Consider the following 17,640-nt stretch of genomic DNA (forward strand, 5'->3'; position numbering starts at 1 on the left):
GTCACCCCTTCCCGATGCGCAGGAACGTCACGGAGTTCGCCGGGAAGGTGTACGTGAACTTCCTCGCGACTCCCGAGAAGGTGGACGTGACCGGTGCGACGGCCGTCTCCGTCTCGGTGTTCACGGCGTCGGGCGCGGCGGCGAGGGTCGTCACCTCGGCCCTCGGGCGGACCTTCGCGCTCCCGAGGTCGACGGCCGTACGGGCGTCCACCGCCTGGGCGTTGACCACCTTGACGATCAGGTCGCCGGTCTTCTCGTCCTTGGTGACGACCTGCCGGAACGGCTCGGCGGGCTTGTCGTCGGTGAAGCTCCCCCACTCCTGGCCGTCGAGGTAGAGGGTCACCTGCCGGCCGCGCACCTCGATGTCGATGTCGTAGGCGCGGCCCGTCTCGACCGCCCCGGCCTTGGAGATCAGCGTCGACTTGCCGCCGTCCACGGCCTGTTCGACGGCGGACTGGGTGTTGTTCCAGCCGCCCAGGTTCCACCAGTAGTAGTTGCCGGTGTCCTTGACGCCGAACGCGACGAGGAAGCCCTCCTTGCCCGCCTTCTTGGTGGCCTTCACGTGCACGTCGTAGTCGTGCCAGGCGGGGTCGCCCGCGGAGACCATGGTGTTCTCGGCGGCCTCGTCGCTCTGCACGTACTGCCCGTCCTGGACGCTCCAGCTGCCGCCGCCCGTGTGGGTCCACTGCGAGGCGTCACCGGAGAAGTCGTCGGCGAGCAGCTGCGTGCCGTCCGCGCCGGTCACCCGCACGTCGTCGTAGGCGGCGCTCGTCGCCCACGTCGACAGGCCGACCGCGCCCGTGATCGGTCCGTTCAGGGACGGTGTGCCGGTCGCGCTCGACGGTACGACCCGGTCGCCGGTGTTGCGCATGAAGAGCTTCTGCACCTCGTAGTTGGCGGAGTTCCAGGAGGCGTGGTTGTTGAACCAGATCAGGTCCGGGCGCCACTGCACGTAGTCCTCGTTGGCGAGCAGCGGGGCGTACGAGGCGAGCTTCACGACGTCCGCGTTGCGCTCCAGGCCGGTCATGAACGCCGCTTCGGAGAGGGCGTTCTTGAAGGTGTTGCCCTGGGAGGCGTACTCGCCGAGGAAGACCTTGGGGCCGTTCCTGTCGTACGAGTCGTAGCGGTCGTTGTTCTGCAGGAACCACTGCGGGCTGTTGTAGTAGTGCTCGTCGACCAGGTCGACGTTCGCCTCCCGGTTGAGCTTCCAGGCCGTGTCGAAGGTCGAACCGCTGTCGTCGGGGCCGGAGTTGGAGACGACCGTGACGTCCGGGTATTTCGCCTCGATGGCCGCGCGGAACTGCTTGAAGCGCTCGAAGTATTCGTTCGGCAGGTTCTCCTCATTGCCGACCGCGAGGTGGGTGAGGCGGAAGGGCTTCGGGTGGCCCATCGCGGCCCGCTTCCCGCCCCATTCACCGGTCACCGGCCCGTTGGCGAACTCGATGAGGTCCAGGGTGTCCTGGATGTGCCGCTTGAGGAGCGCGTCGTCGTCGACGGCCTGGTTCTGGCCGCAGCCGGTGACGAGGGCGGGCACCACGGGCAGCGGCATGGCTCCGATGTCCTCGGAGAACTGGAAGTACTCGTAGTAGCCGAGCCCGTAACTCTGGTTGTAGCCCCAGAAGTTGGCGTTCGTCGCGCGCTGCTCGACCGGGCCGATCGTGTCCTTCCACTGGTAGGCGCGCTTGCGCTCCCAGCCGGACTCCTCGTCGTACCCCTTCATGCTGCCGGTGTTGACGAGGCAGCCGCCCGGGAAGCGGACGAAGCCGGGGTCCAGGGCGGCGATCCTCCCCGCGAGGTCCGCACGCAGGCCGTGGCCCTTGTACGTGTCGCGCGGGACGAGCGAGATCATGTCGAGCGCGGCCGGGCCGCCCGCCGCGACCGTGAGGCGGCCGGTGGTGCTGGTGCGGGTCGCGGTGAGGCGTGCCGTGTACTTGGCCCAGCCGCCGCGCGCGGTGACGCGGCGGGCCTGGGCCAGCTCGCCGTCGGCGTCCTGGAGGGTCACCGTGAGGGCGGAGGAGCCGTCGGCGCGGGCCCATACGGAGAAGTCGTAGGCCTTGCCCGCCTGCACCGAAAGGCCGGTGTTGTAGCCGGAGTTGGTGACGGACGAGCCGGCGCCCAGGGCGAGGTAGGTGCGGTTGCGGGCGTTCAGGCGGCCTTCGTCGTCCGCGGTCGCCGCGGTACCGGTGGTGGCCCAGGAGGTGAGCGGGGTGTACGAGCGGTTGTCGGCGGTCGAGTACTCGAACGACCGGTTCTGCACCAGCTCCGCGTACAGGCCGCCGTCCGCGGCCCGGTTGATGTCCTCGAAGAAGACGCCGTACATGGTGTCGTCGATCTGCGCGCCCGCGGCCTTCGGGTCGACGGTGATCGCGTAGTCGGCGGCGTCCTGGGCGGCGGCGCTCACGGGTGTGGAGCTCACGGGTGTGGCGCTCACCGGGGGCGGGACGAGGAAGGAAGCGGCCAGCAGGGTGGTGGCCGTGAGGGCGAGTCTCCAGCGAGTGCGGGTGCGGGCATGTGACATGGATCCTCCGCGGCTCTGAGAGGTGTGTGTGCGAGGTGCGTCTACGAGGTGCGTCCAAGAGAGAGTGTGTTCGAGATATCGGACACTGATCAGTACTTCGAACGGCAAGATAGGTAGGGGGCAGGATCACGTCAATGGGTTGGACAGGAGAGGCCGCGGTGACGGAGGGGATGGCCGGATTCCGGCCGGTGGACGATGTGCTGGCGTACCTGGCCGGGAGCTGGCGGGTGGAGCGTTCGGTGCGGGATCTCGCGAGCGGGGCGCAGGGCACGTTCCGCGGGGTGACGGTGTTCGAGCGGCTGGACGGCGGCGGCTCCGGCCCCTCCGAGGGGCTGCTCCACCACGAGTCCGGCACCTTCGTGTGGCAGGGCGTGGCCCGGCCCGCCGAGCGCACCCTCAGGTTCCTGCCGGACGGCGGGGCGAGCCGGGCCGACGTGCGGTTCGCCGACGGCCGCCCCTTCCACGACCTGGACCTCGCCACCGGCAGGCACGTCACCGACCATCCGTGCTCGGCGGACCTCTACCGGGGCGAGTTCACCGTGCGCGACACGGACCGCTGGCGCACGGTGTGGCGCGTGGGCGGCCCCGCCAAGGACCTGGTCCTCACCACGGACTACACGCGCACCTGACCACGCATACCCGCTGCCCGCGTCACGGACTACACGCGTTCGTACTGGGCGTCGAAGCGCAGGTTCCAGCGGCCCGCCCAGCCGATGAGGGTGGCCGTCGACAGCGGACGGACGTCGAAGTTCCAGTACGTCGACGGGTGCGACTTCAGGGCGTAGACGAGCGCGGCCCGGACGACCGCGGGTTCCGCCACGGCGACGATCCGGCCGCCGTCGTCGGCGGGGCGGGTGTCGAGCCAGCCGCCGACCCGCTGGATGAACTCCGCGAGCGGTTCGCCGCCGTGGGCCGCGGAGTACGGGTCGGCGAGCCAGGCGTCCACCGCGTCGGGTTCCCGGGCCATCGCCTCGCCGAGGGTCAGACCGCGCCAGCGGCCCATGTCGCAGTCCCGCAGCGCCGGCTGGGCCAGCGGCGCGAGACCCAGCGCGTCACCGGTGGCCCGGCTGCGCGGGGTCGGCGAGCAGTAGCGCAGCTCGGCAGCGGCGAGCGGGACGAGGGCATGGGCGACGCGCTGCACCTCGCCCCAGCCCGCCTGGTCCAGCGGCCGGTCGTCGTCGAAGCGCTCGGCGAGCAACGAGGAACCGCGGGCGGCGGCGATCAGCGTGACCCGAACATGCATGCGGCGATCGTGAGCGCCGGAACTGCGCTGGTCAAGAGCTGATCGACGGCACACACGGAATACTCACGCGAAGGCCCGTACAAAGTTCGTGTACGGCCCACGGACGGAGAATCAGGGCACCGTCGCTCAGGACACCGTCATTCGAGGCCCAGTGCCATCCAGCGGTCGGGCCGGTCGAGCGCCTTGAACCCTAGTTTCTCGTAGACGCCGTGCGCGTCGTGGGTGGCGAGCAGCACGCGGCGCAGGCCGAGGGGGCTCAGGTGGTCGCGGACTGCGGTGATCAGGGCGGTGCCGAGCCCCTTGCCCCGCGCGGACGGGTCCACGTACACATCGCAGAGCCAGGCGAAGGTGGCCCCGTCGGTCACCACGCGCGCGTACGCCGCCTGGTCGCCCGAAACCGTCTCGTACGCACCGAAGTTGAGCGATCCGGCCATCGCGCGCTCCTGCTTCTCGCGCGGTCGGCCGAGCGCCCAGTACGCGTCCTCGGCGAGCCAGCGGTGGACCCGGTCGACGTCGATGCGCGCGGGGTCGGCGGAGATCTCGTAGCCCTCGGGCGGGCTGGGTATGTCGGTCATGGCGGGAGAGTCGCAGGTCAGGCCTCCGCTGTCGAACCGGTTTCGGCGCAGGCCGTGCGCAGCCTGCGGACTCCCTCAGCGATCTCGGCGGTGCTCGCGACCGCCGCGAAGCTCAGGCGCAGGTGGGCCGCCGGGGGTTCGGCGCTGAAGTACGGGCGGCCCGGGGTGACGGCCACGCCCGCGCGCAGGGCGGCGGACAGGAGCGCCCACTCGTCCGTTCCGTCGGGCAGCCGCAGCCACAGCTGGTAGCCGCCGGACGGGATGTGCGGCAGGGCGAGTTCGGGCAGCCGCAGGCGCAGTGCGGCGGCCATGGCGTCGCGCCGGACCCGCAGTTCGGCCGAGACGGCTCGCAGATGGCGGGGCCAGGCGGGCGAGCCGACGAGTTCGAGGGCCGCCTCCTGGAGCGGTCGCGGTACGAAGAAGGTGTCGACGACCTGGATGGCCCGCAGCCGTTCCAGTACGGGCCCGCGGGCGGCCAGCGCGCTCACCCGGAAGCTCGGCGAGGTGGCCTTGGTCAGCGAGCAGACGTGCACGACGACTCCGTCGGGGTCGTCCGAGGCCAGCGGTCGCGGCAGCGGCCCGGCGTCCTCGTGGACGAGCCGTCGTACGAAGTCGTCCTCGACGACGAACGCGCCCGCATCGCGGGCGATCCGCAGCACCTCGCCGCGCCGCTCGGGGGCGAGCACCGCGCCGGTCGGGTTCTGGAACAGCGGCTGGCAGACGAAGACACGGGCGCCGGTGGCGCGGAAGGCGTCGGCGAGCAGGGCCGGTTTCACCCCGTCCCGGTCCACGGGCACGGGCACGGGCCGCAGTCCGGCCGCGCGGGCGATCGCCAGCATGCCGGGGTAGGTGGGTGACTCGACGAGGACCGGGGCGCCGGGCGGGGCGAGCGCGCGCAGCGCGGTGGTCAGCGCGGACTGGCCGCCGGCGGTGATGAGCACCTCGGCGGCGGTGATGGCGCCGCCGATGCCCCGCGCGAACCACTCGCGCAGCTCGGGCAGTCCGTCCACCGGGGGGCGCGCCCAGACGCCCGGGCGGCGGCCCGCCCGGGACAGCGCCGCGGCCATCGCCCGTTCCGGTTGCAGCGAGGGATGCAGATAGCCGCCGTTGAACTCGATGACACCCGGCGGCGGGGCGGCCAGCGAGACGAGCACGCCCGAGGCGTCCACCGTGCGGGGTACGAGTTCGGTCGTGGCGTCCGCGCTGAGGGCGACCTCCTGCCAGGAGGTGTCCCCGACGGCGGGACCGGCGGCGCGCGGCGCGGCCCGGAACGCGCCCGCCCCGGGCCGGGTGACCACCAGGCCTTCGGCGGAGAGCTGGGCCAGTGCCCGGGACACGGTCACGGGGCTCACCCGGAACCGCTCGACGAGTGCGCGACTGGACGGCAGCTTTCCACCTGGAGAGTAGCGGTCCAGCTCGTCCCGCAGCCGATCGGCCAGATCAGCGACACTGCTACGCTCATGCATGAGAGCAGAGAATAGCGCTACCACGCGTACCTCGATAGCGGTGCCCGGCACACCCCGCGCGTCCGGAACATCCCGTGCGCCCGGCACGCCCGGCGGCCCTTCCGGAGGCGTCCGGGACGCCGGCCGGCCGGATCCGCGGACCGGGACCCTCATGGCCGCGCTCGGCGTCGTCGCCTTCTCCCTCACCTTTCCCGCCACCGCGTGGGGCCTGGAGGGCTTCGGCCCCTGGTCACTCGTGGCCGTGCGGAGCCTCCTGGCCGCGATCGTCGCGGGCGGCTGTCTGCTCGCCCTGCGCGTCCCGGTCCCCGGCCGACGGCACCGGGCGGGGCTCGCCGTCGTCGCCGCCGGAGTCGTCCTCGGCTTCCCGATGCTCACCACCCTCGCCCTGGAGACGTCGACGACCGCGCACGCCGCGGTCGTCGTCGGGCTGCTCCCCCTGACGACCGCCCTGTTCTCGGCCCTGCGCGTCGGCACCCGCCCCTCCCGCACCTTCTGGGCGGCGGCGTCCGCGGGCGCCGCCGTGGTCATCGCGTTCACCGTGCAGCAGAGCGGCGGCGCCCTGAGCAGCGCGGACGCCTACCTCTTCGGCGCCCTGCTGATCTGCGCGGCGGGCTACACGGAGGGCGGCCGGCTGGCCCGGGTGATGCCGGGCTGGCAGGTCATCGGCTGGGCGCTGGTCCTGTGTCTGCCGCTCACGGTGCCGGTGGCCGCGATCGCCCTGGCGTACGAGCCCGTGGAGCTGACCGCGCACAGTGTGACCGGGCTGCTGTGGGTCGCCGTCGGCTCGCAGTTCCTCGGCCTGGTCGTCTGGTACCGCGGGATGGCCGCGATCGGCATACCGAAGGCCAGTCAGCTGCAGCTGGCCCAGCCGCTGCTCACCCTGGTGTGGTCGGTGCTGCTGCTGGGCGAGCACCTGACCCCGGCCGCCCCGCTGACGGCGGCCGCCGTACTCGTCTGCATCGCCGTCACGCAACGGGCCCGGGGCTGACCGGTTCGTCCGGTCCGGCCCCAACACGCGCTACCCGCCGTAGACTTGCGGTCACGAATCGCCACTCCCGTGCGGAACGAGGAGGCCCTACAGATGCAGGCAACCGTAGGCGACCATCTGCTGGTGCACGGCAGGATCGTCGGGCAGCACGACCGGGTCGCGGAAGTCATCGAAGTGCTCGGACAGCAGGGGAGTCCCCCGTACCGGGTCCGCTTCGAGGACGGTCACGAGTCCCTGATGTCTCCCGGCCCCGACTGCGTGGTCCAGCACCACGAGGACACTCCCCGCTGAATCAGCGCGAGGGCTTCGCCGGCTGCCGGTAGTGGTCGGCGACCACCCTCGCCATGGCTCCGATCCGGTCGGCGGCCACTTCCTTGGCCGAGAAGAAGACATGTCCGGCCACCTGCGGATGGTCCGCGGCGAGCGTGAGATGCGCGGACAGCTCGGCCGGGTCCTGCCAGGCCGCGGGCTGCGCCGGGTCGCCGGCCTTGTACAGCGCCTCCCCCACGTACAGCTTCGTCCTGCTGCCCTGCGCGACCTGCGACCACCAGGGGACGAGCTTCGCGTAGTCGGCCGCGGCGAAGCCGATGTTCCAGTACAGCTGCGGGCAGATGTAGTCGATCCAGTTCTCCCGGACCCATTTCCTGGTGTCCGCGTGCAGGTCGTCGTACGTCTGCACGCCGGCCCGGCTGTCCGAGCCCAGCGGGTCGGTCGTGGCGTTGCGCCACACCCCGAAGGGGCTGATCCCGAACCGGGTGCCGGGCCGGACCTCCTTGATCCGGGCGGCCGTCTCCAGCACCAGGCGGTCGATGTTGTTGCGCCGCCACGCGGCCCGGTCGGGGAACTGGCCGCCGTGCGCGGCGTACGCGGCGTCGTCGTCGAAGACCTGGCCCGCGACCGGGTACGGATAGAAGTAGTCGTCCCAGTGGACGGCGTCCACGGCGTACTTCTTCACCGCGTCCAGCATCGCGTCCTGCACGAAGGCGCGGACCTCGGGCAGACCGGGGTTGTAGTAGAGCTTCCCGCCGTAGGGCACGATCCAGTCGGGGTGGAGGCGGGCCGGGTGCGAGGCGACGAGCCGCGTCGGGTCGGTGTGGTTGGCGACCCGGTACGGGTTGAACCAGGCGTGCAGTTCGAGCCCCCGCGCGTGGGCCTCCGTGACGGCGGTGCCCAGCGGGTCCCAGCCGGGGTCCTTGCCCTGGACACCGGTCAGGTACTGCGCCCAGGGCTCGAAGGGCGAGTCCCACAGGGCGTCGGCCGTCGGGCGCACCTGGAAGATCACGGCGTTCAGCCGGCGCTCCACCGCCGTGTCGAGGTGCGCGAGCAGTTCGGCGCGCTGCTGCGCCGCGCTCAGGCCCGCCTTCGAGGGCCAGTCGCGGTTGGCCACGGTCGCCAGCCACATGCCGCGCAGCGCACCGGCGGGGTCCCGGCGCCGGTGCCGGCGGCCGTCGTGCCCGCCTCTGCCTCCTCCACCGCCCCCTCCCCCGGACAGCTCCGCCGCCACAGCCACTCCCGCGGTGACGAGTCCCGACAGTCCGGCCGCCGCGGTCATCGCGAATCCCCGTCGTGACATACGCCCCATGCCGTGCACCCCAAACGCAGTGGGTCCGCCCGGTCACGGACCGTCCATCCCGCACAGCATGCACGACCCGGCCCGTCGTACGTGGACAGATCCGGAGTAACGTGCGTGGCGTCGGCGGGTACCGGACAACGGACACCCGCCGGAGCCATGACAGTGAGAGCGGACAGTGAGAGCGAAAGGGACGATGTGACCGACATCGAACGCGTCGGAGTGGTGGGCTGCGGCCAGATGGGAGCGGGCATCGCCGAGGTGTGCGCCCGCGCCGGCCTGGATGTGAAGGTCGCCGAGACCACTGGTGAGGCGTTGGAGATTGGCCGGACGCGGCTCTACAACTCGCTCTCCAAGGCCGCCGAGCGCGGCAAGATCTCCGAGGAGGAGCGGGACGCCACCCAGGCGCGGCTCTCCTTCACGACCGACCTCGGCGAGTTCTCCGACCGCGATCTGGTGATCGAGGCGGTCGTCGAGAACGAGCAGGTGAAGACGGAGATCTTCCAGGTGCTCGACCAGGTGGTGCTGCGGCAGGACGCGATCCTCGCCTCGAACACCTCCTCCATCCCGCTGGTGAAGCTCGCCGTCGCCACCTCGCGGCCCGACCAGGTCATCGGCATCCACTTCTTCAACCCGGCCCCGGTGCAGAAGCTCGTCGAGCTGATCCCGGCGCTGACCACGTCCGAGGGCACCATCAGCCGGGCGCAGTCCCTGGTGGAGAAGATCCTCGGCAAGCACGCGATCCGTGCGCAGGACCGCTCGGGCTTCGTGGTCAACGCGCTGCTGATCCCGTATCTGCTCTCCGCGATCCGGATGTTCGAGTCCGGGATGGCCAGCCGTGAGGACATCGACAACGGCATGGAGCTGGGCTGCGCGCATCCGATGGGGCCGCTCAAGCTGTCCGATCTGATCGGGCTCGACACGGTGGCCTCGGTCGCGTACTCGATGTACGAGGAGTACAAGGAGCCGTTGTACGCGGCTCCGCCGTTGCTTCAGCGGATGGTCGACGCGGGTCGGTTGGGGCGGAAGTCGGGGTCCGGGTTCTATACGTATCCGTAGGCGGTCCCGCCTGGCGGTTCGGGGGGCCGCGGGTTGGTTGTCGGGTGCGGGGCCGCTGTGGCTGGTCGCGCAGTTCCCCGCGCCCCTTAAGGCGCCCGGGCCACCGCCACGCCGAAGCGGTCACCCTCCGTATAAGTCTTGGCCTGCGCGGGCCCGGCTCTCTTTTGAGGGCCGGGTCCGCCGTATTCACACACCGTGTGCGCCGCGGGCACGCATATGCCCCTCGCACACGCTCCCCACGCACCCACCAGGCCTGTTGACTTTCCGTGCACATGTTAGGGATGTGACGACTACGGAAAGGAGCGGACACGTGACCGCCGACCCGGAGCATCCCGTGGTCCGAGGAGAAGTCGCAGAGTTACGGCGCCGTCTCGATGTGGCCCATGCCACCGTCGAGGGGTGCATGACTCTGCTCAGTCATCGCGCCGAACAGACCGCCAAGGAGCTCGACGACCTGAGCAGTCGGGTCATCGCGCTGGAGCACACCCGCTGGCCGCTGCGCGCGGTCGCGGTCGTCACGGCAGTGGGAGCGCTGGCCGTGGCGGTCTGGCAGGCTCTGGGCCATTGAGCCCGTGGACGCGGTGGGGGATCAGGGCAAGGCGTCCTGCCCGAGCCTCAGATGATGCAGGAGGAGCAGCGCGGCAGCCATATTGGCGGCCGGAACCTCACCGCGGGCGACCATGTCGGGAGCGAGCTTCAGGGGAACCCATTCCCGGCGGTCGGACTCGAAGTCGTCCACAGGATGCCCGATGTACGCGCCTTCGTCGGCCCAGTAGATGTGGTGCCGGGCGTCGGTGAGCCCGTTCGAGGGCTCGACGCTCATCAGGTGACGCAGAGGTCCCGGCCGCCAGCCGGTCTCCTCCTCCAGTTCGCGGGCCGCCGCGACGGCGATGTCCTCGCCGTCCTCGACCACACCCGCGGGAAGCTCCCATCCCCAGCTGTCGGTGATGAAGCGGTGCCGCCACAGCAGCAGCACCTCGTTCGCCTCGTTCACGACAGTGGCCACGGCGACGGGACGCAGCCGGATTAAGAAGTGATCGAGATGCCGGCCGTCGGGCAAAGCGACATCTGCGAGATTGACGCTGAACCAGCGATTTGCGTACACGATTTGTTCGTTCTGTTTCGTCCACTGCACTTTTCTGCCACCTTTCGACGGGTAGGTGGCAATATCGCAGCAGGAGTGTCCGCACAGCAGGCTCGCAGTGTGCCGCTCCCGGCGCAGTGGCAGGCGCGAAGGCACCCGCCAGGAGGGCTCGTGGCCCCCCGGGCGGTCGGGACGGTCGATGTCGGAGCTGTTCCTAGAGCGGCACGCGCAGTGCTCCGTCGATGAGTTCGGCGGCCTCGGAGGTGCCCGCGCATCCGCTGGCCACCAGGTGTTCGCGTACCGCCCGCAGTCTGTCGCGCAGCCGCTGGGACTCCATCCCGCGCGCCCGTTCCGCCATCTCGACCGCGGTGACCACCGCTCTGTCCGCGTTCCCCTGGCGCAGTTCGATCTGGCTGAGCATGGCGAGCCGGTGCACCCGGCCCCGGTCGTGCGCCGGATTGTCCACCGCGGCCGCCGCGTGCTCCCGCGCGGCGGTCAGATCGCCGAGGCTCAACAGCGCTTCCGCCACCTGCACGTTGACCAGGCCCGGCTGGACATAACCGGTCTCGTCCGGCTCGTAGCCGCGCCGGATGCGGTCGGCGGCCTGCTCGGCACGCCGGATGCAGGACAGCGCGCTGCTGCCGTCACCGAGGTGCGCGTACGCCTTGGCCTGCATCGCGGAGAGGTCCGACGCGAGCGCCGGTGTGATGTGGCGCCCCGCGGCGCGCAGCGCGGCCTCGGCGAAGGCCACCGCCTGCCGGTGCTCACGCATGAACAGCGCCTGGTTGACGAGGAGCGCGATCACATAGGCGCCGAGTCCCCTGTCCCCGCTGGCCTTGGCGAGCCTGAGCGCCTGGTGGAAGTAGCGCTGGGCGAGCCCGTGCGCGTCGGAGTCGTACGCGCAGATGCCGGCGATCGCCACCAGGCCGCCGGTGGCGCGGTGGAGCTGACGGCCGGTGGCGTCGGTGTAGCTGCCGCGCAGCAGCGGCGCGGTCTCGGAGTTGAGGAATCCGACGATGCGCGTACGGGTCGCGACGCCGCCGGCCTTGCGGTACATCTGCTCGTAGTGGGCGCGGGCGGCGCGCAGCATCTCTATGTCGGACATACGGACGCGGTGGCGTCCGCCGCGTGAGACGTCCACGTCCTCCGGCGGGTTCTCCCACTCCCACACGGGCATCACGGCGGGCGTGCCGGTGACGGCGGGGGCGCCGAGTATGTGCGGGCGCTGCTGTTCGTCGGAGCGCCACAGCGCGGTGGCCCGCTCGACGAAACCGGAGAGGGTCGTGCCGTGCGGGGTGGCCGGTTCGCCAGGTACGCCGAGGCCGATGTCGTCGAGCGTGACGGGCCGCTGGAGCCGGATGGCGAGGACCTCGCAGATCAGGTCGGGCACCTGGCCACGGGGGCGCTGGCCCTTCAACCACCGCGCCACGGCGGTGTGTTCGTAGCGGAGTGCGAGACCGCGCACCCGTCCCGCCTGGTTCACATGGGCCGCGAGTCCCGCGTGGGAGATTCCGGCCTCGTCGAGGATCGCGTCGAGCAGAGTGTTGGGCTGCATGAAGGCCATCCGATGGCTGGGTGCAGACGGTGCTGTTCAACCTAGCGCCTCCCCCTTCACACGGGGTGTGAACGGAGTGCCCGGATCCGGGCAGTGCGCGCGCTGTCGCGGAGAGTTGTGAGCCGGTTGACTGAAATGCCTCGCAAGAGGCCGGCCGGGCCGCCGGCTCCCCCTCGTACAGTGCGGCGGCCCGGAATCACGCCGTCCGTCCCGCTGCCTGCCCGACACTCCGTGGCGGGCGGACGGTGCCGTTCCACTGGGCTGGGCTTGGCAACTGGGCGTTTGTTGTCGGGTGCGGGTTCGATGTGGCTGGTCGCGCTCACGCGGCGGAGCCGCATATGTCACAGCCTCGCGCGCCTAGAGGGGCGTTGCCAGTTGCTCTCGGTGGGATGTCTGGACCTGGGTTCTGCCGTTGGCCACCACCAGGAGGGCTACGTCGTCCGTCGGGAAACCGTCTGCGTGGGTGAGCAGTTGGGTGAAGACCGCGCCCAGGACCTCCTGCGGGGAGGTCGGGTGGGTGCGGGTCGCCTCGGCCAGGGCGGCGGGGAGGGGGAAGAAGCGGCCCGCGCCGTCGCGGGCGTCCTCGGCGCCGTCCGTGTACAGGAACAGTGCCTCGCCCGGCAGCAGGGGCCCGCAGCGGGTGACGGGCAGTTCGGCGGGGAGCGGAAAGGCCCCGAGCGGCGGCAGCGGATCACCGAACCCCAGATGCTCCACCCGGTCCCCGCCCTCGCCCCCGCGCAGCAGATACGGCCAGGGGTGCCCGCAGTTCAGGGAGCGCATCTCGCCGTCGTGGCCGATCTCCAGCAGCAGTACGGTGACGAACTCCTCGGCGACCGGGCTGTCGGGGTCGAGCCCGGACGAGGGGTGCTCGGCCTTGGCGCGCTCCCTGAGGTGCCGGGCCATGGCGCGGTCCAGTTTCCGCAGTACGCCGGGGAGTTCGGGTTCGTCGTGGACGGCCTCGCGGAAGCTGCCCAGTACGGCGGCGACGGTCCCGATGGCGGCCAGTCCGTGCCCGCGGACGTCGCCCATCACGACCCGGACGCCGTGTTCCGTGCCGATCACGTCGTACAGGTCGCCGCCGACGCCGGCCCCGCGGTCGGCGGAGACCTGGGCGGCCGCGACGTTCAGCCCGTCGACGCTCGGCGGCAGGGGGCGCAGGAGAACGCCCTGAGCGGCCCCCGCGACTCTGCGGATCTGCCGCAACTCCCGCAGCAGCCCTCGTCTGACGTGCAGGATCAGTCCGGTGCCGACGGCGAAGAACACGGCGCAGGTGGCGATCCGCGCGCCGAGGCCGTTCTGCTGGGCCAGCGGGCAGGCCAGCTTGTAGGTGATCGCCACCGCGCCCCAGGCGGTGGGCAGTCCCAGTGCGAGCAGACGGCGCAGCCGCTGCCGACGGCGGGCGCCGGCCCGTGTGCGACCGAAGGTCAGGTGTTTCCCCCGGTGCCCCGCCCGACGGGGCACCCCAGCCTTGAAACGGATCATGCCGACGGCCCCCCTAGGCCCTGTGCAGCACAGCCACCGGCCTCTTCGGCCGGGTCGATTCTGTCGACCCGGCCCCCCACCCGCCCCGAACCCCCCACACTTGTCACCCAAATGAGTGAGCCCCCCACAAACAGCACAAAGGGCGCCTCCACAAGGAGACGCCCTGTGTCTTCAGGGGCGCGAGGAACTGCGCGACCGGCCACGATGCACCTGCACATCACCACACAGCCCGAGGGCAACGCCCGCTAGGGGCGCGGGGAACTGCGCGGCCAGCCACATCGGACCCGCACCCGACCGACGACCCGCAGTCCCCCGCCCCCATCAGAACCGGCGGAGCTAACTGCGCAGAACAGCCCCCGTACGCTCGCCCGCGAGGGCAACCGCCGAGTCCCGGGCCGCAGACGCCTCGTCCACGGTCAACGTGCGATCCCCCGCACGGAAGCGCAACGCGTAGGCGAGCGACTTCCGCCCCTCGCCGAGCTGCTCTCCCTCGTACACGTCGAACAGCCGCACGGACTCCAGGAGTTCACCCGCACCCTCACGCAGCGCGGCCTCGACCTCCGTGGCCGGCACGTCACGTGCGACGACGAGCGCGACGTCCTGCGTGGCGACGGGGAACGTGGAGATGCGCGGCGCGGCCGGCGCACCGGCACCCGCCTGCTCCAGGAGATCGAGCTCGATCTCCATGGCGCAGCTGCGCTCCGGCAGATGCAGCGCCTTGACGACCCGCGGGTGCAGCTCACCGGCACGGCCGACGAGCGTCTCCTCGCCGTCCACCGTGGCGTACAGCGCGGCGCAGCGCCCCGGGTGCCAGGGCGCGTGCCGGTCACCGCGCACGGTCAGTTCGACACCGGCCTCCCGGGCGACGGTGCGCGCGGCCTCGACCGCGTCCGCCCAGTCGGCCGGGCGTCCCTTGCCCCACCAGCCGGCCTGCTCGCGGGCGCCCGCGAGGACGACGGCGGCGCGGCGCGGCTGACGCGGCAGCGCGGAGTCGATCCCGGCGATCTCCTCGTCGGTGGGCCGACGGTCGACGGACAGCCGCTCGGCCTTGTGCTCCTGGCCGGTCGGCCGGAAGACCAGACCGGTCTCGAAGAGCGCCAGGTCGTGCGAGCCCCGGCCGTCGTTGCGGCGCAGCGCGCCGAGGAGCCCCGGCAGCAGCGTCGTACGCATCGCGGGCTCTTCGTCGGAGAGCGGGTTGGCGAGCGTCACCACGGTGCGGCGCGGGTCGTCGGCCTCCAGGCCGAGCTGATCGAGGACCTCGGTGCCGATGAACGGGTAGTTCAGCGCCTCCACGTACCCGGCGCCGGCCAGCGCGCGGCCGACCCGGCGGTGCAGCCGCTGCCGGTCGGTCAGACCCAGGCCCGCGGGGGGCTTGGGCAGCGTCGAGGGCAGGTTCTCGTAGCCCTCAAGCCGGATGACCTCCTCGGCGAGGTCGTTCGGGTCGGTGAGGTCGGGCCGCCACGACGGCACGGTGACGATCAGCTCGTCCTGCCCGTAGACGTCGCAGCCGACCTGCTGGAGGCGGCGTACGACGGTCTCGCGGCCGTAGTCGACGCCCGCGACCTTGTCCGGGTGGTTCGCCGGGATGGTGATGGTGTGCGGCGCGGACGGGGAGATGACCTGGGTGACACCCGCGTCGGCGGTGCCGCCGGCGAGGAGGACCAGCAGGTCGACCGTGCGCTGGGCGGCGGCGGCAGCGGCCTCGGGGTCGACGCCCCGCTCGAAGCGCTTGGACGCCTCGGAGGCCAGCTTGTGCCGGCGGGCCGTGCGGGCGATGGAGATCGGGTCGAAGTGGGCGGCCTCGACGACGACCTCGGTGGTGGTGCCCTCGGTGTCGTCGATCTCGGTGTTGGCACCGCCCATGACTCCCGCGAGACCGATGGGCCCGCGGTCGTCGGTGATCACCAGGTCCCCGGCGTCCAGCGTGCGCTTGGCGCCGTCGAGGGTGACGAGCTTCTCGCCCTGCTCGGCCCGGCGCACACCGATCGCACCCTGGATCCGGGAGCGATCGTACGCGTGCAGGGGCTGCCCGAGCTCCAGCATCACGTAGTTGGTGATGTCGACGGCCAGCGAGATCGGGCGCATGCCGGCCTTCTGGAGGCGGCGCGTCAGCCAGATCGGGGAGCGGGCCTCGGGCGACAGACCGGTGACGGTCCGCGCGGTGAAGCGGTCGCAGCCCAGCGGGTCGGCGACCTGGACCGGGTACCCGAAGGCGTTCGGGCCGGGCACGTCGAGCAGCGCCGGGTCGCGCAGGTCGAGGCCGTAGGCGGTGGCGGTCTCGCGGGCCACGCCGCGCATCGACAGGGCGTAGCCGCGGTCGGGCGTGACGGCGATGTCGAGGACCTCGTCGACCAGTTCGAGCAGCTCGATCGCGTCCGTGCCGACCTCGTGCTCGGGCGGCAGGACGATGATGCCGCCGCTGCCGTCGTCGCCCATGCCCAGCTCGTCGCCGGAGCAGATCATGCCGTGGGAGGTCTTGCCGTACGTCTTGCGGGCGGCGATCGCGAAGTCGCCGGGCAGGACGGCGCCGGGCAGGACCACGACGACCTTGTCGCCGACGGCGAAGTTGCGGGCGCCGCAGACGATCTCCTGCGGCTCACCGGTGCCGTTGGCGGTGCCGACGTCGACGGTGCAGAAGCGGATGGGCTTCTTGAAGCCCTCCAGCTCCTCGATGGTCAGCACCTTGCCGACGACGAGCGGCCCCTTGAGACCGGCGCCGAGCTGCTCGACGCGCTCGACCTCAAGGCCGGCGGAGACGAGCTCGGCCTGCACGTCGCGGCCGGTCTCGGTGGCGGGGAGGTCGACGTACTCCCGCAGCCAGGAAAGCGGGACCCGCATCAGATCTCCATCCCGAACGGCCGGGTGAACCGGACGTCACCCTCGACCATGTCTCGCATGTCTTCGACGTTGTGGCGGAACATCAGCATCCGCTCGATGCCGAACCCGAAGGCGAATCCGCTGTACTTCTGGGGGTCCACACCGCAGGCGGTGAGCACCCGCGGGTTGACCATGCCGCAGCCGCCCAGCTCGATCCAGCCCTCGCTGGAGCAGGTGCGGCAGGGACGGTCGGGGTTGCCGACGGACTCGCCCTTGCAGACGTAGCAGAGCATGTCCATCTCGGCGGACGGCTCGGTGAAGGGGAAGAAGTTCGGCCGCAGCCGGGTCTTCATGTCGGCGCCGAAGAGCGACTGGACCATGTGGTCCAGGGTGCCCTTGAGGTCGGCCATGGTCAGGCCCTCGTCGACGGCGAGCAGCTCGATCTGGTGGAAGACCGGGGTGTGCGTGGCGTCCAGCTCGTCCGTGCGGTACACGCGGCCGGGGCACACGATGTAGACGGGCGGCTCACGGTCCAGCATGGCGCGGGCCTGCACCGGCGAGGTGTGGGTGCGCAGCACGACACCGGACTCGTCGCCGGAGCCCTCGGCACCCTGCTCGCCCTTCGCGCCCTGGACGAAGAAGGTGTCCTGCATCTGCCGGGCGGGGTGGTCCGGGGTGAAGTTGAGGGCGTCGAAGTTGAACCACTCCGCCTCGACCTCGGGGCCCTCGGCGATCTCGTATCCCATGGACACGAAGACGTCCGCGACCCGCTCCATCATGGTGGTCAGCGGGTGCCGGGCGCCGGCCGGTACGCGGTCGTACGGCAGTGTGACGTCCACGGCCTCCTCGACCAGCACGCGGGCGTCCCGCTCGGCCTCCAGTTCGACCTGGCGGCCGGCGAGTGCCTTGTTCACCGCGCCGCGGGCCTGGCCGACGAGCTTTCCGGCGGCGGCCTTGGCGTGCGGGGGCAGGGCGCCGATCTCGCGGTTGGCGAGGGCCAGCGGCGAGGCGCCGCCGGTGTGGGCGACCTTGGCCTCCTGGAGCGTGTCGAGGTCACCGGCGGCGGCGAAGGCGGCGAGCGCCTCGTCCCGCATGCGCTCGATCTCTTCCGGTTTCAGTGCCTCGACCTCAACAGGGTCGTACGACTTGTTCGGTGCCGACATCTCTTCCCGTGCTTCCGATTGGTTGGCCGACGGTCCCCGTCGCGACTCGCGGGACGCCCTGTCCCTGAAATGCGTGTCCCTGAAAAGGGGACGCAAAGGTGCCAAAGACCGAGTCTAACG

General features: G+C 71.4%; 15 protein-coding genes. 5 read left to right on the forward strand and 10 right to left on the reverse strand.

Annotation, left to right across the window (positions count from 1 at the left end):
* Position 1: 1 nt before the first annotated feature.
* On the reverse strand, positions 2 to 2,518 hold the full coding sequence (locus J8N05_RS40120; RefSeq protein ID WP_210891975.1) for an alpha-L-arabinofuranosidase C-terminal domain-containing protein: 2,517 nt from the start codon (positions 2,516 to 2,518) through the stop codon (positions 2 to 4).
* Between the two features lie 170 nt (positions 2,519 to 2,688).
* On the opposite strand from J8N05_RS40120, the gene J8N05_RS40125 reads away from it, so the two are divergent.
* Complete coding sequence (locus tag J8N05_RS40125) at positions 2,689 to 3,147, forward strand: DUF6314 family protein (protein ID WP_210894170.1); 459 nt, start codon at positions 2,689 to 2,691, stop codon at positions 3,145 to 3,147.
* A gap of 29 nt (positions 3,148 to 3,176) precedes the next feature.
* Here the strand turns inward: J8N05_RS40125 and J8N05_RS40130 are convergent, their stop codons facing one another.
* The 3 genes from J8N05_RS40130 to J8N05_RS40140 all read right to left on the reverse strand — a co-directional run bounded on the left by J8N05_RS40130 (position 3,177) and on the right by J8N05_RS40140 (position 5,802).
* Positions 3,177 to 3,761, reverse strand: a complete 585-nt coding sequence (locus J8N05_RS40130) for a histidine phosphatase family protein (protein ID WP_210891977.1) — start codon at positions 3,759 to 3,761, stop codon at positions 3,177 to 3,179.
* Between the two features lie 137 nt (positions 3,762 to 3,898).
* On the reverse strand, positions 3,899 to 4,336 hold the full coding sequence (locus J8N05_RS40135; RefSeq protein WP_210891979.1) for a GNAT family N-acetyltransferase: 438 nt from the start codon (positions 4,334 to 4,336) through the stop codon (positions 3,899 to 3,901).
* A 17-nt stretch (positions 4,337 to 4,353) separates the two neighbouring features.
* Entirely contained in the window at positions 4,354 to 5,802 is a 1,449-nt protein-coding gene (locus J8N05_RS40140) for an aminotransferase-like domain-containing protein (protein WP_210891981.1), read from the reverse strand.
* Here J8N05_RS40140 and J8N05_RS40145 point away from each other — a divergent pair.
* Positions 5,801 to 6,790 (forward strand): DMT family transporter, encoded by a 990-nt coding sequence (locus J8N05_RS40145; RefSeq protein WP_210891983.1) that lies wholly within the window; start codon positions 5,801 to 5,803, stop codon positions 6,788 to 6,790. The two genes, J8N05_RS40140 and J8N05_RS40145, sit on opposite strands and share 2 nt — an antisense overlap.
* Positions 6,791 to 6,883: 93 nt before the next feature.
* Entirely contained in the window at positions 6,884 to 7,081 is a 198-nt protein-coding gene (locus J8N05_RS40150) for a DUF1918 domain-containing protein (RefSeq protein ID WP_210891986.1), read from the forward strand.
* A 1-nt stretch (position 7,082) separates the two neighbouring features.
* On the opposite strand, the gene J8N05_RS40155 is transcribed toward J8N05_RS40150, so the two are convergent.
* Positions 7,083 to 8,372 (reverse strand): glycoside hydrolase family 10 protein, encoded by a 1,290-nt coding sequence (locus J8N05_RS40155; protein ID WP_210891988.1) that lies wholly within the window; start codon positions 8,370 to 8,372, stop codon positions 7,083 to 7,085.
* Positions 8,373 to 8,519: 147 nt separating this feature from the next.
* Between J8N05_RS40155 and J8N05_RS40160 the strand changes: the two genes are divergently transcribed.
* Positions 8,520 to 9,419 (forward strand): 3-hydroxybutyryl-CoA dehydrogenase, encoded by a 900-nt coding sequence (locus tag J8N05_RS40160; protein ID WP_282108200.1) that lies wholly within the window; start codon positions 8,520 to 8,522, stop codon positions 9,417 to 9,419.
* 310 nt (positions 9,420 to 9,729) lie between these two features.
* A complete protein-coding gene (locus J8N05_RS40165; protein ID WP_210891992.1) occupies positions 9,730 to 9,987 on the forward strand; it encodes a hypothetical protein in 258 nt (85 codons plus the stop codon).
* A gap of 21 nt (positions 9,988 to 10,008) precedes the next feature.
* Here J8N05_RS40165 and J8N05_RS40170 read toward each other — a convergent pair whose 3' ends face one another.
* The 5 genes from J8N05_RS40170 to pheS form a co-directional block, all read right to left on the reverse strand.
* Positions 10,009 to 10,554 (reverse strand): NUDIX hydrolase, encoded by a 546-nt coding sequence (locus tag J8N05_RS40170; RefSeq protein WP_107019813.1) that lies wholly within the window; start codon positions 10,552 to 10,554, stop codon positions 10,009 to 10,011.
* 163 nt (positions 10,555 to 10,717) lie between these two features.
* Positions 10,718 to 12,058, reverse strand: coding sequence for a transcriptional regulator (locus tag J8N05_RS40175; RefSeq protein WP_210891994.1), 1,341 nt, complete (start codon positions 12,056 to 12,058; stop codon positions 10,718 to 10,720).
* 357 nt (positions 12,059 to 12,415) lie between these two features.
* Entirely contained in the window at positions 12,416 to 13,540 is a 1,125-nt protein-coding gene (locus tag J8N05_RS40180; RefSeq protein ID WP_210891996.1) for a PP2C family protein-serine/threonine phosphatase, read from the reverse strand.
* A gap of 336 nt (positions 13,541 to 13,876) precedes the next feature.
* Complete coding sequence (gene pheT, locus J8N05_RS40185) at positions 13,877 to 16,378, reverse strand: phenylalanine--tRNA ligase subunit beta (RefSeq protein WP_210891998.1); 2,502 nt, start codon at positions 16,376 to 16,378, stop codon at positions 13,877 to 13,879.
* Positions 16,378 to 17,520 (reverse strand): phenylalanine--tRNA ligase subunit alpha, encoded by a 1,143-nt coding sequence (pheS, locus tag J8N05_RS40190; RefSeq protein WP_210892000.1) that lies wholly within the window; start codon positions 17,518 to 17,520, stop codon positions 16,378 to 16,380. Before pheS ends, pheT begins: the two co-directional genes overlap by 1 nt.
* Between the last annotated feature and the right edge of the window lie 120 nt (positions 17,521 to 17,640).

Origin of the sequence: Streptomyces liliiviolaceus (assembly GCF_018070025.1) — a bacterium.
Classification (GTDB): domain Bacteria; phylum Actinomycetota; class Actinomycetes; order Streptomycetales; family Streptomycetaceae; genus Streptomyces; species Streptomyces liliiviolaceus.